Below are 15,235 nucleotides of genomic sequence, written 5' to 3'. Positions count from 1 at the left end.
TGCTCGGGCTGGCCGCGCTCGGCGCCGCGGTCCACGGTGACCGCCGACCGCCGATCGCATTCACCGACCTGTGGCGGATGATCGCCGCGCTCGGTGGGATATGGCTGGTCGGTGAGGGCGCGCTGCTGGTGTTCGAGGCAGCCTCGGTGACGGGTGTGCCGGTCGGACTGCTCGACGTCGCACAGTTCGGTCGGTTCGTCGGGTCCGTGGACACGGGACGGATCGGGGTGGCGGTGTTCGGCTGTGTCGCCGCGTGCACGATCGTCGCGGTGGCGGCGTATCGGCGGGGCGCGGCGTGGCCGACGACGCCGGTGCTGGCAGCGGCGGCGTTGGCCCTGATCGGACGGCCGGTGTCCGGCCACATGTCGCAGCAGCCGCTGGGATCACTGCTCGACGCGGCGCACGTGCTCGCCGCGGGCCTGTGGGCCGGGACGCTGACGGCGCTGGCCCTGACGGTGCGCTCGCGGGGTGCGTGGGCACGGTTGCTGCCGCGCTATTCGACGCTCGCGTTGTGGTGCGTGTTGACGTTGGCTGCCACCGGGGTGATCGATGCGGCGGTCCGTCTCGGCTCGGTGTCCGCGCTGGTCGACACCGGATACGGCCGCATCGTGCTGGCGAAGGTCACCGTCCTCGCCGGTCTGGTGTGCCTCGCATCGTGGTGGCGCCGCACATGGGTGCCCGCCGCGACGGCTCACCGCGCGACCGCGGAGGTGTCACTACGCAACGCGGTGATCGAGGTGTGTGTGACGTCGGTTGCGTTCGGTTTGGCGGCCGCACTGGCGACCACCGCCTGAGGTGTTCAACCAGCCTGAGGTGTTCAACCAGCCTGAGGTGCTCAGCCGGCGAGGCTCGCCGCACGCCGCAGGTCGCGGACCAGGGACTCGAGCGCATCGTCGCGGCCGGTGCGCATCCGCAGAACGGCCGACGGATGCACGGTCGCGACGATCTGCGGGTCGACCGGCAGGTTCAGATCCGGATCGGCGCGCAGGATGCGGCCGCGATGCTCGGTGATCCGGAAGGAGGGTCCGAGCAGTGCCTGTGCGGCGGTCGCCCCGAGGCACACCAGTACGGCGGGTCGCACCGCGGCGAGTTCGGCGAGCAGCCACGGCAGGCACGCGATCACCTCACCGCGTGCCGGCTTCTTGTGGATGCGCCGCTTTCCACCTGCGTCGCGTGCGAATTTGAAGTGTTTGACCGCATTGGTCAGGTACACGCCGTCGCGGTCGATTCCGGCCTTCTCGAGCGCCCGGTCGAGAAGGTGCCCGGCGGGCCCGACGAACGGTTCCCCGGCACGGTCCTCTTGGTCGCCGGGTTGTTCGCCGACGAGCAGCAGCCGAGCGGTCGCGGGTCCGGTACCGAACACGGTGGGCCCGGCGTGGCGGTAGAGATCGCAACCTCGGCATCGGGCGGCGGCGGATGCGAGGGCATCGAGGGTATCGGGGGCACCAGGGTCGGTGGGGTCCGGTAGGTACTGCTGTGCGCCGGGATGCTTCGCCATGCTTGTGGAATACCCGCGCTTCGGTACAGCCACCGGCAGGCGCGGGCCGAACGTAGGAAATGTCACAGAAAAGAAAGATTGCAGCACTGCAGAGTTACGATCGGTCGACCTTCCAGGAGACCACCCGATGCCGAGCACCGCGACGACAACGGCGGCGCAGACGCCCCACCGTTCGACATTCCGCACCCTTGCCGGACACCCGGCGCTGCGGGTGGTTCTCGCTCTCGCGGTCGTCGCATCGGCTGCCTGGGTCCTGCGCGGCCAACTCCCCGCACTGTCCGCGATCCGCGACGCCGTGCTCGGCGCGCACGTGCCGTGGGTGATCGGCGCGTTCACCGTCCAGGTGGTCGCGATGCACCTCCTGGCGCGGCTTCAGAACGTCGTGGTGTCCGCGTTCGGCGGCCGGATGTCCCGGCGGCGATCCGAACTGGTGACCTACGCGTCCACCGCGGTCACCCAAGGATTACCCGCGGGCGGCGCGTTCGCCGCGGGTTACAACTATCGATGGCTGACGTTCGCGGGCCTGACTCCCGGCAACGCGGTGGTCGCGCTGACCCTGTCCGCCACGGTGTCGATGCTGGCCCTCGGCGTGGTCTTTTCGGCGACCGTCAGCCCGCAGGTGACCGAATGGATGGCCGGCGATGTGCACAACATCGTCCTCGCCGCGTGTGTCGCGGCCGGGATCGCCGCGGTCGTCGTCGCCGTCGAGGTAGCCCGCCGCCGCGCTCCCGCACCGAACACCGAAACACCTCCGGATGCCGGATGGAAGGTCAAGTTCGCGAACACGCTCGCCGCGGTCGCACACCTGCCTCGGGTGGTGTGGCACCGGGCGTTCGCGCTCGCCACCGGAAAGTGGCTGCTCGATCTGGCGTGCCTGATCGCCGCGTGCCTGGCCGTCGGAATCGACGCGGGCATCGCTTCACTGGCGGCGCTGCACGTGGCGACGCAGGTTGCGCGGCAGATCCCGCTGACCCCGGGCGGTATCGGCATCGTCGAGGCCGGGCTCGTCGCCGGCCTGGTCGCGCTGGGATTCGAGGCCGGTGCCGCGGCCGCGGCCGTCGCCGTCTACCGGCTGTGCACGTACTGGTATCCGCTGGTCGCCGGGGCCGGGTGCATCCCGGTGCTGCGGCACGTCGCGCGGCGCGCTACCGCCGGTGTGCCCGCCGATGAACCGGCGTCCGCGGCCGCGTAGTCGGGAGCTGATGTGGTGTCGTCCCGGAATACCGCTGTACTACGGTGATACGAATGGCTGGAGGATTCACCGATGCCGGGCCGGCACTGTCGCTGCGCTTGCGCAAGCGAGCGAGGACCTGGACGGCAATCCACTCGGCGGCGGCGACCGCTGCGCTCACCCACGAGCGACTCGCCGATGTGACGATCGAATCGATCGTCGCGGAAGCCGACGTGTCCGCGCGCACGTTCTTCAACTATTTTCCGTCGAAGGAGGACGCGGTCCTCGGATTGCGCGCACCGGCGATCGACGACGACGCCGCGGCGCGGTTCACACTCGGCGCGGACGACGATGCCGTCGACAAGGTCACCCGGCTGCTGTTCGACGTGTTGCAGAGCTCGGGGCCGGACCCCGAACTGCGGCGGCAGAATGCGGCGTTGACCTGTCGGCATCCCGAACTTGCCCGTCGTCGCATCGCGCATGTCGACGCCGCCCAATCGCTGGTGTCCGACCTGGTCACCGAAAAGCTCGCCGCCTCGGACCGCACGATTCCCGATGGTTTCGGTACCCGCGAGGCCGCACAGATGCTGGTTCTCTCCGCCGGTGCGATCATCCGGTTCGCGATGCGCTCGTCGATCACCGAATCGGACGGCGACGTCGAGGTGCTCGTCGACCGTGCGATCGTACTGTTCCGCGGTGTCACTGCCGGCCGCTGACATCGCTCAGGACGGGACGACCGGCCGGCATCGGACGGGGCCGAGTCCGCTCACCACCACGACTGCCGTGAGCGACGCCGCCGCCATGATCGCCGCGAGCACCACGATCTGGAATCGCCCGGCCTCGAGCGGCGACAGGCCGCCGAAGATCGCGCCGACGAACGCTCCGGGGAGTGTCACCAGTCCGGTGGTCCTGGTCTGGTCGGTCGCCGGGATCAGTGCGGCGTGCACGGCGACCCGGGTGAGATCGGCCGTCGATTGCCGTGGGGTGGCACCGAGGGCGAGCCAGCCCTCGACCTCCTCCCATCGGCTGTCGACGATCTCGAGGAAGCGGCGGCCGGCGAGGCTCGCGACGGTCATGGCGTTGCCGATCACGATGCCGCCGAGGGCCAGTGCGTAGCGCGGAGACAGTTCGACGGCACCGGTCGCGAAGACGATCGTCAGCGCGACGCCTGCACCGAGCAGCATGGCCGCGGCGACGAACCCGATCGTCGCGCGGCCCCGCCCGATCCGGCGGGACGCGGTCCACGTGGCGACCAGGAACATCACGACGAGCACCACCGTGACCCAGCGGGGATCGCTGATGACACCGCTGAGCACCACACTCACCAGGGCGAGTTGTGCGGCACCGCGCGCGATCGCGGCCGCGGGCGCGAACCGGTGCGGCACACCGAAACCCCACAGCACCGCGGTGGCCACGACGACGAGGGCGATCACACCGGGCAGTCCCTCGGTCAGGACGTGCAGGTCACCGGTCACCGGTGCAGCGTGTCACGCTGCGGAGCACCGAGGGCCGACGATATCGAACACCGACACATATTTACGGCGATGAATGTTTGCATTAATGTAATTTTTTGTCGCGCACCCGAAAGTCGCATCGTGGCGCTCTGGCGCCCGTTCAGAGAGGCCGCCCGTCCATGACCACCGACCGCACACCCGCCCGGGCCACGTCGCACGGGCTCGTGTTCCTGTTCGCCGGTCTGATGCTGACGATGCTGCTGGCCTCCCTGAACCAGACCGCACTCAACCCGGCACTACCGACGATCGTCGGTGAACTACACGGCGCCGACCTCATGTTGTGGGTCATCACGGCCTACATCCTGACGTCGACGATCACCATGCCCGCATACGGCAAACTCGGGGATCTCTTCGGTCGTAAACCACTACTACTCAGTGCGATCGGAATATTTCTCGTCGGTTCGATCGTGAGCGGAACAGCCGGCGACATCACCTGGCTCATCATCGGACGCGCGATCCAGGGCGCCGGCGGCGGCCTGATGATCCTGTCGCAGGCCGCGATCGCCGACGTCGTCCCCGCCCGCGAACGCGGCCGGTACCTGGGCGTCATGAGCGGGGTGTTCGCACTGTCATCGGTGGCCGGACCACTGCTCGGCGGCTGGTTCACCGAAGGCCCGGGCTGGCGCTGGGTCTTCTGGATCACGGTGCCGCTCAGCGTACTCGCCGCCACCGCGGCGATCGTGTTCCTGCGACTGCCGGCGCGGGCCGGCCCGCGATCCTCGATCGACGTGGCCGGCATGACGGTCCTGTCCGTCGCCACCACCGGCATCGTGCTGGTCGGCACGTGGGGTGGCACCACCTACGCGTGGACCTCCCCGATGATCCTCTGCCTCATCGCAGGCACCGCCGTCGCAACGATCCTGTTCGGCTATGTCGAATACCGCGCCGCCGAACCCGTTCTGCCGCTGCACCTGTTCCGCGACCGCAACTTCGATCTCATCACCCTCGCGGGCCTGCTGGTGAGTGTCGCGCTGTTCGGCGTCGCCGGATACATGCCCACCTACCTGCAGATGGCCACCGGCGTCGATGCGACGGTGGCCGGCCTGCTGATGCTGCCGATGATGGGCTCACTGTTCCTCACCTCCACGCTCGCCGGCCGCGTGGTGACGAAAACCGGTCGCTACAAGGCGATCCCGATCATCGGCTCGGCACTGATCGCGATCGGACTGGTACTGCTGTCGCAATTGACCGTCACCACCCCGACGTGGGTGCTGGGTTGCTTCATCGCGGTGATCGGGGTGGGGCTCGGCTTGACCGGACAGTTGATGATGCTCGTCGTCCAGAACTCGTTCCCCATCGAGGAGGTCGGCACCGCCACCGCCGCGGGCAACTACTTCCGGCAGATCGGTGCGACACTGGGTGCGGCCGTCGTCGGCAGCGTCTTCGCAGGTCGGGCCGCTACGCTCATCGCCGAGCGGGCCCCGGCCACCGTCGTCGCCGAATCGCTGACACCCGAGGCCGTCCGGAACCTCCCCGACGCGGCGCGACTCCCCGTCGTCGAGGCGTACAACGACGCACTGACACCAATCTTCCTGTGGATCAGCCCGCTCGCCCTGGTCGCGATGATGCTGCTGTGCTTCGTGGTGGAGAAGCCACTCGCCACCACCATCGAGCGACGCAAGGAACTTCCGGTGGGGGCAACGACCATCAGTACCCGACCGGTCGCGGCACTCCCCCGGTCCACGGCTACCTACCCGGCAGCCACTGCAGCGACCGAATGAACAGCGGAATGATCTTCGCCCACAGTTTCGGCGGAAGTCCGCGCGGCCCACCGAGATTGAGAATCCGCGTGGTCGCGACCGTCTGCGATTCGGTGTACTTGAGCAGGCCGTCCGGTCCGTGCCTGCGACCGACGCCGGAGATGCCCATCCCGCCCATCGGCGCGTCGGTGCTCGCCCACGCGGGCGCGTAGCCCTCGTCGACGTTGACGGTGCCTGCTCGGACCCGCGCCGCGATCGCTTCACCCTGCGCCTTGGTCGCCGCCCACACGGACGCGTTCAGCCCGTATTCGGTGTCGTTCGCGCGACGGATCGCCTCGTCCACGGTGTCCACCGGATACACCGACACGAGCGGGCCGAACGTCTCCTCCCGGTAGCATTCGGCGTCCTCGGGAACGTCGGTGAGCACGGTCGGTTCGTAGAACAGCGGCCCCAGATCGGGACGGGCCTTGCCACCGGCGACGACGGTCGCGCCCTTGACGACCGCGTCGTCGACGTGCGCCGAAACGGCCTTCACCTGCGTCTCGTTGACGAGACATCCCATCTCGGTACCGAATTCGTAGCCGGACCCGAGGGTCATCTTGCGTACCCGGTCGCCGAGCATCCGGATGAACTCGGGGGCGATGGACTTCTCGACGTAGATCCGTTCGATGGAGATGCACAACTGGCCGGAGTTCGAGAAGCATGCGCGCACGGCCGCGTCGGTGACTTCCCGCAGGTTCGCTCCGGCGGCGACGATCATCGGGTTCTTGCCGCCGAGTTCGGCGGAGAAGCCGATGAGCCGGCGGCCGGCCTGTTCGGCGAGGAGCCGACCGGTCTGCGACGACCCGGTGAACATCAGGTAGTCGGTGTTCTCGACGAGCGCGGTGCCGACCACCGATCCGGGTCCGGGAACGACCGCGATCAACTCGCGGGGCAGACCCGCCTCGTACATCAGCTCGACGCAGGCGAGCGCGCAGTAGGGGGTTTGGCTGTCGGGTTTGAGGACGACGGCGTTGCCTGCGAGCAGCGCCGGAATCGCGTCGGACACCGCGAGGGTCATCGGATAGTTCCACGGCGAGATGACCCCGACGACGCCCTTCGGGTGATGGCGCACGACGGTCTTGGTGAGACCGGGCAGCATGCCGGTCGCGCGGCGCGGACGCAACAGTTTCTCGGCGGCCCGCGCGTAGTACCGGGCAGTCATCGCGATGTCCACGACCTCCTCCTGCGCCGACGCGCGGGACTTGCCGGTTTCGGCCTGGGCCATGTCCATCAGTTCCTCGCGCCGGTCCAGCACGAGGTCGCGGTAGCGATGGAAGATCCGCGCGCGCTCGGCGACGGGGCGGGCCGCCCACGCGGCCTGGGCGACGCGGGCACGTTCGATCGCGGCCGTCGCGTCGTCGGCGGTGCCGACCGGGATCGTCGCGATCTCCCGACCACTGAACGCTTCGACGATCGGTCGTGTGGCCCGGTCCGAGGCGTCGTCGATGGCAATGAGATTTGCGAGCCGCGCGAAGGTCGCGGCACTGGGAGCAGGCATGTCGTACCCCTACCGGTGAGTAGTTTCCGAGTAACACCAAACTTAGCGCGAGGCGGTGGCCACTGTCACAGACGGTACGGCTCGGCGCCCCTCGTCGACCCACGGAAAAGACAACCGCGCGGCCGGCAACGCGCGGCTGTCTACCCGTCGCGCGGATCGGGTTTCCGGAAGCCGAGGACGAGGCCGACGCTCCTTCCTAGACTTGAGCGCATGACCGAGCTGCGCAAATCCGACGAGTCCGTCGACTACTCGAAGATCGAACAGCGGTCGCCGTCGCTCGCGGCCCTGTTCATCGGCCGCGTCACCAGCAACCCGGACGACGAGGCGTTCCGTTTTCCGGACGGATCGGGCGGCTGGTCGAGTGTCACCTGGGAGCAGACCGGCGACCGTGTGCGACTCATCGCCGGTGGACTCGTCGCTCTCGGCATCGAACCGGAGGATCGCGTCGCGCTCGCGTCGTCGACCCGATACGAATGGGTCCTCGCCGATTTCGGGGTGATGTGCGCGGGCGGCGCGACCACCACGGTCTATCCGACGACGAACGCCGCCGACGTCGCCTTCATCGTCGCGAACTCCGGGAGCCGCGTGGTCATCGCGGAGGATCAGGAGCAGGTCGGCAAGCTCGCCGCGCACCGTGGCGAACTGCCTGACGTGCGCAAGGTGGTGGTCATCGACGGCAACGGTGACGGCGACTGGGTGATCGGACTGTCCGAACTCGAGGACCTCGGCCGGAAGCTGCTCGACGAACGGCACGACGCCGTCGCCGATCGCATCCACGGCATCCGGCCCGAGCACCTGGCGACGTTGATCTACACGTCCGGGACCACGGGCAAACCGAAGGGGGTGCGGCTGCCGCATTCGGCCTGGACGTACACCGCGTCGGCTGTCGACGCACTGGGCATCCTGCACCCCGACGACCTGCAATACCTGTGGCTGCCACTGTCGCACGTGTTCGGCAAGGTGCTGCTGAGCGTGCCGATCCAGATCGGTTTCCCGACCGTCGTGGACGGTCGCGTCGACAAGATCGTCGAGAATCTCGCGGTGGTACGGCCGACGTTCATGGGCGCCGCACCACGAATCTTCGAGAAGGCACACGCCCGCATCGAGGGCATGATGGCGGACGAGGGCGGCGTCAAGAAGAAGATCTTCGACTGGGCGATGGGGGTCGGCCTACGGGTGTCGAAGGCCCGGCAGGCAGGCAAGTCGCCGTCGGCGCTCGATTCCGTGCAGTACTCGCTCGCCGACAAGCTCGTGTTCTCCACCATCCGGGAACGTTTCGGCGGTCGGCTGCGGTTCTTCGTGTCCGGTTCGGCTCCGCTCGACCGGGACGTCGCGCAGTGGTTCGACGCGGTCGGCATCAAGGTGCTCGAGGGCTACGGGTTGTCGGAGACCTCTGCCGCGTCGTTCCTCAACCGCCCGGCCGCGTACCGGTTCGGCACCGTCGGCTGGCCGTTCCCCGGAACCGACGTCGAGATCGCCGAGGACGGCGAAGTCCTCATCAAGGGCCCCGGGGTGATGAGCGGCTACCACGACCGCCCCGACGCGGACGCCGAGGCATTCGACGGCGACGGCTGGTTCCACACCGGCGACATCGGGTCGATCGACGACGACGGCTTCCTGCGCATCACCGATCGCAAAAAGGACATGTTCAAGACGTCGCAGGGCAAGTATGTCGCGCCGTCCGCGATTTCGGCGACCTTCAAGGGGGTGTGCCCCTATGCCGCCGAGATCATCGTGCACGGTGAAGGCAAACCGTATTGTGTGGCGCTGGTCGGGCTCGACGCCGAGGCGATCGGCGAGTGGGCGGCGAAGAACGGACTGGGCGACCGATCGTTCGCGGACATCGCGCGACACGAGAAGACCGAGTCGCTGATCGCCGCGTATGTCGACGAACTCAATGCCCAGCTCAACCGGTGGGAGCAGGTCAAGAAGTTCACAATCCTGGATCGGGAACTCACCATCGAGGCCGGCGATCTGACCCCGAGCATGAAGTTGCGGCGGAAGGTCGTGGTGTCCAACTTCGCGGACAGCATCAGCGACTTGTACGGATAGACCCGTATCCTGATCCACATGAGTAGTGCACGACCGAATTTCTTCCAGCTTCTCGGGTACGTGTTCGGTCGCCGGTTGCCCGCCGACATGCAGGAATGGGTCCGCAACGATGTTCTCGGGCCCCACGCGATGCGCCGCTACCTGGTGCGCTGGATCACCCCGATCGTTCCGTTCCTGCTGCTGTTCCTGCTGATCCCCGGCCCGGTGTGGATCCCCGTCGCGATGATGCTGCTGCTGCTCCTGCCGTGGATCTACTTCGCAGTCGCATTGCGGCCGATCTGGCAGCGGCACCGATTGCAGCAGCACGGCCTGGACCCGGATCTGCTCGGCGCGAAGGACCGCGCCCGCGCGGATACCGAACGCGCCGAGTACGAACGACGCCACGGTCGGTGAGCACGGCCTCCGCGCCGACGCACGCACCGCGTCTGATCCTGCTGCTGGGCCCCGCCTTCGTCGCGGCCGTCGCGTACGTCGACCCCGGCAACGTCGCGGCGAACCTGACCGCGGGCGCACGCTACGGCTACCTGTTGCTGTGGGTACTGGTGGTCGCCAACATCATGGCGATCCTCGTGCAGTACCTGTCCGCGAAAATCGGGGTGGTCACCGGTCGTTCGCTGCCGGAACTGCTGGGCGCGCGTCTGCGCACCCCGACCCGCCGCGCATTCTGGGTTCAGGCCGAGGTGATGGCGGTCGCCACCGATGTCGCGGAGGTGATCGGCGGTGCTCTCGCCCTGCACCTGCTGTTCGGCCTGCCACTGTTCGCCGGCGGGCTGATCACCGGTGCCGTGTCCATCACCATCCTGTCGGTGCAGGACCGCCGCGGTCAGCGCGCCTTCGAATTCGTGGTGGTCGCCCTGCTGGCGATCATCACGGTCGGGTTCCTCGCAGGCCTACTGTTCACCGACGTCTCGTTCACCGATGCCACCGCCGGTCTGGTGCCGCGGTTCGAAGGAACCGAGACGGTCTTGCTGGCCGCGTCGATGCTGGGTGCGACGGTGATGCCGCATGCGATCTATCTGCATTCGGCGCTCGCCCGCGCCCGGCACGGCAAGGTCGAACCCGGCCCCCGCCTGGACCGGGTGATGCGGGCGACCCGCTGGGATGTCGCCGGCGGGCTCGCGGTCGCCGGCACCGTGAACATCGGCATGTTGCTGCTCGCCGCGTCGGCGTTGCGCGGCCGCGACGGCACCGACAGCAAGGAAGGCGCGCACGCCGCGATCGCCGATTCGCTCGGCCCGACGGTGGCAGTGGTGTTCGCGGTCGGCCTGCTCGCGTCCGGTCTGGCGTCGACGGCGGTCGGATCGGCGGCGGGTGCCGAGATCATGGCGGGCCTGCTGCACATCCGGATCCGGCCGATCGTGCGCCGCGTGATCGTGATGATTCCCGCGCTGGTCCTGCTCGCGATCGGTGTCGATCCGACGTTCGCACTGGTGCTCAGTCAGGTGGTGCTGAGCATGTGTGTAGGTTCCCGCCGGAGGTGTCAGTAGTGCGGCGCACGGGCCTGCGGCTTTCCAATTTCGTGTCAGTCAGGGATTCTCACGATCTTGTCGGAATCCTCAGGCATCCCGGACGATGTTTCGGTCCTGTGCCCAAGCCGCGAGAACCGAATCGAAGAGTCTGCTGCCTCGAAGCCTGAGTTCTGACTCAATGCGGACGATCGAGAGTGAGCTGTCGTTCGTGGAAATCGAAATGTCTGACGGGATATCGGTACAGCTCACCAATGGTCATGTAATCGGTGAAGAACGGGTCCCAGCGCACCGGGAAGAACATTCCCCGTCCCAACGCCTGCTCCGATTCGCGTTGCAGTCGGCGGCTCAGCGCACCGATGACCCGGTCGGCTTTCGTGCCCATCCGGTTCCGGTCAAACACCAGGGCTGCAGCGCATGAACCGTAGTAATTCACCACGTCAAAAGGCCGCGTACCGGCATCGAGGACCTGGGCGAATCGACGCTCCACTCCGGCGGGCAGCCGGCTGACCATCCGCACCAAGGGCAGCAGCGCCGCCACCACCATGTACCCGAAGACCATGTGGAACAACAGTTGCTCGTTGGTCCACCGCGTCCCCGCCGATCGACTCCGCAACGAGGTGTCGGAAGCGTCGGCGAGGAGCCGGTGCAGATGCACACGGGTGCGTTCGAGCTCGCCGGCGATAGCGGCCCTGTCCACCCGCTCGGAATGGCCCATGATCCACCACCTGTCCAGGGAGCCGACGGCACTCGATGGCCGTCGATACCAGACTTCCCCCTCCCGGGCGGCCTCCACAACTGCCGGCCGAATTCAGTCTCATGTCGCGAATCGATATAGCGCCCCCGTCGACCCTCGGATGCCACGTCGGACGTACCTGCCGCAGTGGCGCGGCGCGGATCGCCGTGTCGTGACCGCCGGACGGCTGGCGTAACAGCAGCAGCGCGGGATGACGTGCGCCGCTCAGAGATCGAACAGCGAGAATTGGTCCTTCTGTGCTCGAGTCTCGGAGTCGGCGAGGTATCGGTCGGCCATGGCCCGGGCGACGGTTTCGTCGCAGCCGAGCTCGGCGGCGACTTCACTCCAGTCGTGTCCGTTGTGCTGGAGTTGCCACGCCAGCTGGTGCAACTGTTCGTCCATGTCCATCAGCGCCGCTCCCGCGGTCGTGTCGGCCGGAACCCGTTCGACGACGCGGGTTCTCATTGAGACAGATGGTAAACGCGGATGCGGGCATGCGGCGGCAGACATGCCGCCCACCGTCTCGAATCGGCGACGGATCGCACGAGAGATAGGTAAACCCGCCCCCGAGGGGACGGGCGGTGTGCCGTCCATGGTGTCACCGTTTCCGTGAACATCTATGGACGCAGCGCCGGTCAGGGACGGATAGGCAGTGCGCGGCGGGACCGGGCGGCGGCGACCACACGATCGGCGACCCGGCCGGCGTCGCGGCCGACCCCGCGCAACGACGCCGACGACAGGCTGCGCTGCCATTCGAGACCGACATACCCCAGCCCCAGATGAGTGGTGGAGAGACCCTGCCGGTGCCGGGGCCGGCCCGTCTCGTCGAGAGCGCCGAGACCGGTCAGATAGGGCAGGTGCGGGCGATAACCGGTACCCAACAGCACGGTGTCGGCGGTGGTGGCGGCGCCGTCGGGCCAGAACACCCGGCGGTCGTCGAGGCCGGTGAACAGCGGCCGCGGCTGCGGGTTGCCGCTGGCCAGGGCACGCCGGTAGCGGCCGGTATCGAGGACCTGCTGGGTCGGCGACGCAGGCAGCCACGGCCCCAAGGGGGCGCGGTCGACTCCGGTGACCGTGAGCCAGAAGTGCACATCACGGCCGAAGATCCGCTGCGGCAGGAACTTCGGCGGTCGGCGGCTGGCCAGAGTCACAGTAGCGACCTCGGCGAGTTCGGTGGCGATCTGCACCGCCGAGTTACCGGCACCGACCACCACCACGTTCTGGCCCGTGAGTGCAGCGGGGTCGCGGTAGTCGCCGGTGTGCAGCACCGTGCCGCCGAACGTGTCCAGCCCCGGCAGCGGTGGGATATTCGGGGACCCGAGATAGCCGGTGGCCGCGATCAGAATCGGCGCGGTGACACTGCCGCCGACAGCGGTGTGGGCGGTGTAGACGCCCCGCTCGCAGGTGACGGTCTCGACGCGGGAGCCGGTCACAATGTCGACGTCGAGTCCGGCGGCGTAGCGGCGCAGATACTCGATCACCTCGTCGCGCCGCGGATAGCGGTCCGGGGCGCCCGGAAACGCCAGGCCGGGCAGGGCACTGTATTTCGCCGGGGAGAACAGGGTCAGGCTGTCGTAGTAGTGCGGCCAGGCCCCGACCGGCTCGTCGCCGGCTTCGAGCAGCCCGGTGCGCAGGCCGCGAGCAGACAGAGCGTAGGCGGCGGCGAGGCCGGACTGGCCACCGCCGACGACGAGAGCGTCATAGTCGGTCATGGTGTTCCTTCGACAGTGTCGGTGGGGGTCAGCCGCGGCACGGACGCGATCGCCAGGAGTGCGGCGAGCGCGGCGACGACCGCGAGCACGAGGTAGGCGGTGGCGTAGCTGCCGGTCGCGCCGGCCAGGGCGGTTCCCGCCCACGGCGCCAACGCCATGACCAGGACGATCGGGGCGGACATCAGCCCGCCGAGGCGCCCGTAGTGGGTCGAGCCCCACCGGTCGGTGATGGCGGTGGCCTGGATCAAGGTGAACAATCCGCGCACCAGTCCCGCGCCGATCGCCGCGCCGATCAACGCCGCGGCCGTGGTCACCGCCCCGAGCAGCGCGGTGGTTGCCGCGGTGCCGGCCAGGATCACCACGATGCGGCTGCGGACGCTGGTACGGGCGACCAGGGTCAGATAGCCGAGGCGGCCGAGGACCTGTCCGGCGCCGCCGAGCCCGAGCGTCACCGCCGCCACCGACGGGGAGAAGCCCTGTTCGAGCAGCAACGGCACCAGATTGAAGACCCCGGCGAAGGCGGTGAACGCACCGAGAGCCAACGCGCCCACCAGTGCGAGGAACGCGGGGCTGCGGGCGATCTCCCGGTGCCCCAGGGCCGCGCCGTTCGCCGGTGGGGTCGCGGCGGGCCAGGATCCGCATAGTCCCCACCAGTGTCCGGGGATGGTGATCGCGGCGAGGATCGCCGCGAGGATCAGGTAGGTGGTGCGCCAGTCCGACTGCTGATCCACTGCGGAGGTCAACGGGGCGAAGACGGTGCTGGCCAGGCCCGCGGCGAGGGTCAGGATCATCAGGGCGTGCACGGAGCGGTCGCCGTACCAGCGGGTCAGCGCGGCGAACGCCGGTGGGTAGAGCACCGCGCCCATCGCGGTGCCGGCCAGCAGCCACCCGGCGTAGAACACCGGCAGCGTGGGGGCGAGCGCGATCAGGACCAGCGCGGGGACGGCGAGGACCGAGCCGGCGGTCATGATCGTGCGCGGTCCGACCCGGTCGAGGATGCGCCCGACCGGGATACCCGCGAGCGCGGTGGCGAGCTGACCGAGCGAGAACGCCGCGGTGATCGCCGTGGGCGACCAGCCGGTCTCGGCGGAGATCGAGACCGACAGGACCGGGAACGCGTAGTACAGGATGCCCCAGCTGGTGATCTCGGTCAGGCACAGCACCGCCAGCACCCGCCGCAGCCCGGCCCCGGTGAGGGCACCGGGCTGCGGGCGGATCGAGGTGTCGGTCACCGGCGTTATCCGCCGGCGCGGGCGGAGAGGGTGACCAACGCCGGCTCCGCGGGGCCGCAGCACCCACCCGCGTCGGCGGTGTCGGCGGCGGGGTCGTCGAACACTCCGGCGCCGCCGCACACTCCGGTCTCGGGCAGGGTCAGCTCGACGCGGGCGGCGGCATCATGATCACCGGCGAGGGCGGCGGCGATGCTGCGGACCTGCTCGTAGCCGGTCATCGCCAGGAACGTCGGGGCCCGACCGTAGCTCTTCATCCCGACCACATAGAAGCCGGGTTCGGGGTGGGTGAGCTCGGCGACGCCGTGCGGGTAGACGGTCCCGCACGAGTGCACGTTCGGGTCGATCAGCGGGGCGAGCGCGGTCGGGGCCTGCAGCACCGGGTCGAGGTCGAGACGGATTTCCGAGAGCCACGACAGGTCCGGCCGGAAGCCGGTGGAGGCGATGATCTCGTCCACCGCCTCGAGGCGGGCTCCGGTATCGGAGACCACCGCGACCTGACCGTCGGTGGCGGGTTCGACGGCGGCGGTGCGGAACCCGGTGACCACGGTGAGCAGCCCGTCGTCGACGGCCTTTTTCGCGCGCAGTCCCAGGGCGCCGCGGGCAGGCAGTTGGTC

14 protein-coding genes and 1 pseudogene are annotated in these 15,235 nt (G+C 68.7%); 7 read left to right on the top strand and 8 right to left on the bottom strand.

What is annotated here, in order from left to right:
- The coding region (locus WAX14_RS22530; RefSeq protein ID WP_422630266.1) for a copper resistance D family protein at positions 1 to 794 on the top strand (794 nt) is incomplete at its 5' end.
- Between the two features lie 41 nt (positions 795 to 835).
- Here WAX14_RS22530 and WAX14_RS22525 read toward each other — a convergent pair.
- The gene (locus WAX14_RS22525) at positions 836 to 1,498 is read right to left on the bottom strand and encodes a UdgX family uracil-DNA binding protein (protein WP_422630265.1); all 663 of its coding nucleotides are present in this window, start codon (positions 1,496 to 1,498) and stop codon (positions 836 to 838) included.
- Positions 1,499 to 1,625: 127 nt separating this feature from the next.
- Here WAX14_RS22525 and WAX14_RS22520 point away from each other — a divergent pair, with 127 nt between their 5' ends.
- Both WAX14_RS22520 and WAX14_RS22515 read left to right on the top strand, forming a co-directional pair.
- Entirely contained in the window at positions 1,626 to 2,690 is a 1,065-nt protein-coding gene (locus WAX14_RS22520; protein WP_422630264.1) for a lysylphosphatidylglycerol synthase transmembrane domain-containing protein, read from the top strand.
- 53 nt (positions 2,691 to 2,743) lie between these two features.
- The gene (locus tag WAX14_RS22515) at positions 2,744 to 3,385 is read left to right on the top strand and encodes a TetR/AcrR family transcriptional regulator (RefSeq protein ID WP_422630263.1); all 642 of its coding nucleotides are present in this window, start codon (positions 2,744 to 2,746) and stop codon (positions 3,383 to 3,385) included.
- Between the two features lie 6 nt (positions 3,386 to 3,391).
- Here WAX14_RS22515 and WAX14_RS22510 read toward each other — a convergent pair whose 3' ends face one another.
- A complete protein-coding gene (locus tag WAX14_RS22510; protein WP_422630262.1) occupies positions 3,392 to 4,144 on the bottom strand; it encodes an ABC transporter permease in 753 nt (250 codons plus the stop codon).
- Between the two features lie 158 nt (positions 4,145 to 4,302).
- On the opposite strand from WAX14_RS22510, the gene WAX14_RS22505 reads away from it, so the two are divergent.
- Entirely contained in the window at positions 4,303 to 5,904 is a 1,602-nt protein-coding gene (locus tag WAX14_RS22505) for an MDR family MFS transporter (protein ID WP_422630261.1), read from the top strand.
- On the opposite strand, the gene WAX14_RS22500 is transcribed toward WAX14_RS22505, so the two are convergent.
- The gene (locus WAX14_RS22500; RefSeq protein ID WP_422630260.1) at positions 5,870 to 7,423 is read right to left on the bottom strand and encodes a succinic semialdehyde dehydrogenase; all 1,554 of its coding nucleotides are present in this window, start codon (positions 7,421 to 7,423) and stop codon (positions 5,870 to 5,872) included. The two genes, WAX14_RS22505 and WAX14_RS22500, sit on opposite strands and share 35 nt — an antisense overlap.
- Positions 7,424 to 7,633: 210 nt before the next feature.
- Between WAX14_RS22500 and WAX14_RS22495 the strand changes: the two genes are divergently transcribed.
- The 3 genes from WAX14_RS22495 to WAX14_RS22485 are packed head-to-tail and all read left to right on the top strand — an operon-like array spanning position 7,634 to position 10,962.
- Positions 7,634 to 9,475, top strand: a complete 1,842-nt coding sequence (locus tag WAX14_RS22495) for an AMP-dependent synthetase/ligase (protein WP_422630259.1) — start codon at positions 7,634 to 7,636, stop codon at positions 9,473 to 9,475.
- A gap of 18 nt (positions 9,476 to 9,493) precedes the next feature.
- The gene (locus WAX14_RS22490) at positions 9,494 to 9,868 is read left to right on the top strand and encodes a DUF5313 family protein (protein ID WP_422630258.1); all 375 of its coding nucleotides are present in this window, start codon (positions 9,494 to 9,496) and stop codon (positions 9,866 to 9,868) included.
- The gene (locus WAX14_RS22485) at positions 9,865 to 10,962 is read left to right on the top strand and encodes an Nramp family divalent metal transporter (RefSeq protein ID WP_422630257.1); all 1,098 of its coding nucleotides are present in this window, start codon (positions 9,865 to 9,867) and stop codon (positions 10,960 to 10,962) included. The genes WAX14_RS22490 and WAX14_RS22485 overlap by 4 nt, the downstream gene beginning before the upstream one ends.
- 157 nt (positions 10,963 to 11,119) lie before the next feature.
- Here WAX14_RS22485 and WAX14_RS22480 read toward each other — a convergent pair whose 3' ends face one another.
- The 5 genes and pseudogenes from WAX14_RS22480 to WAX14_RS22460 all read right to left on the bottom strand — a co-directional run.
- On the bottom strand, positions 11,120 to 11,659 hold the full coding sequence (locus tag WAX14_RS22480) for a DinB family protein (RefSeq protein ID WP_059384781.1): 540 nt from the start codon (positions 11,657 to 11,659) through the stop codon (positions 11,120 to 11,122).
- Between the two features lie 243 nt (positions 11,660 to 11,902).
- Positions 11,903 to 12,142 (bottom strand): hypothetical protein, encoded by a 240-nt coding sequence (locus WAX14_RS22475; protein WP_226435577.1) that lies wholly within the window; start codon positions 12,140 to 12,142, stop codon positions 11,903 to 11,905.
- 170 nt (positions 12,143 to 12,312) lie between these two features.
- The gene (locus WAX14_RS22470; protein WP_059384776.1) at positions 12,313 to 13,389 is read right to left on the bottom strand and encodes a flavin-containing monooxygenase; all 1,077 of its coding nucleotides are present in this window, start codon (positions 13,387 to 13,389) and stop codon (positions 12,313 to 12,315) included.
- Positions 13,386 to 14,621, bottom strand: coding sequence for an MFS transporter (locus WAX14_RS22465; protein ID WP_422630256.1), 1,236 nt, complete (start codon positions 14,619 to 14,621; stop codon positions 13,386 to 13,388). Before WAX14_RS22465 ends, WAX14_RS22470 begins: the two co-directional genes overlap by 4 nt.
- 5 nt (positions 14,622 to 14,626) lie before the next feature.
- Positions 14,627 to 15,235, bottom strand: a pseudogene (locus WAX14_RS22460) (flavoprotein); the annotation flags it as partial.

Origin of the sequence: Rhodococcus sp. (in: high G+C Gram-positive bacteria), from assembly GCF_049299235.1 — a bacterium.
In the GTDB taxonomy this organism is placed as follows: domain Bacteria; phylum Actinomycetota; class Actinomycetes; order Mycobacteriales; family Mycobacteriaceae; genus Rhodococcus.
The sequence above is the reverse complement of the archived record's forward strand: the minus strand, read 5'-3'. Positions and strand labels throughout refer to the sequence as shown.

Excerpts from the sequence above, each read along its gene's own strand:
- WAX14_RS22490 (WP_422630258.1), top strand. The coding sequence starts at position 9,494 with ATGAGTAGTGCACGACCGAATTTCTTCCAGCTTCTCGGGTACGTGTTC.
- WAX14_RS22505 (WP_422630261.1), top strand. The coding sequence starts at position 4,303 with ATGACCACCGACCGCACACCCGCCCGGGCCACGTCGCACGGGCTCGTG.
- WAX14_RS22520 (WP_422630264.1), top strand. The coding sequence starts at position 1,626 with ATGCCGAGCACCGCGACGACAACGGCGGCGCAGACGCCCCACCGTTCG.
- WAX14_RS22500 (WP_422630260.1), bottom strand. The coding sequence starts at position 7,423 with ATGCCTGCTCCCAGTGCCGCGACCTTCGCGCGGCTCGCAAATCTCATT.
- WAX14_RS22480 (WP_059384781.1), bottom strand. The coding sequence starts at position 11,659 with ATGGGCCATTCCGAGCGGGTGGACAGGGCCGCTATCGCCGGCGAGCTC.
- WAX14_RS22495 (WP_422630259.1), top strand. The coding sequence starts at position 7,634 with ATGACCGAGCTGCGCAAATCCGACGAGTCCGTCGACTACTCGAAGATC.
- WAX14_RS22525 (WP_422630265.1), bottom strand. The coding sequence starts at position 1,498 with ATGGCGAAGCATCCCGGCGCACAGCAGTACCTACCGGACCCCACCGAC.
- WAX14_RS22475 (WP_226435577.1), bottom strand. The coding sequence starts at position 12,142 with ATGAGAACCCGCGTCGTCGAACGGGTTCCGGCCGACACGACCGCGGGA.
- WAX14_RS22515 (WP_422630263.1), top strand. The coding sequence starts at position 2,744 with ATGGCTGGAGGATTCACCGATGCCGGGCCGGCACTGTCGCTGCGCTTG.
- WAX14_RS22470 (WP_059384776.1), bottom strand. The coding sequence starts at position 13,389 with ATGACCGACTATGACGCTCTCGTCGTCGGCGGTGGCCAGTCCGGCCTC.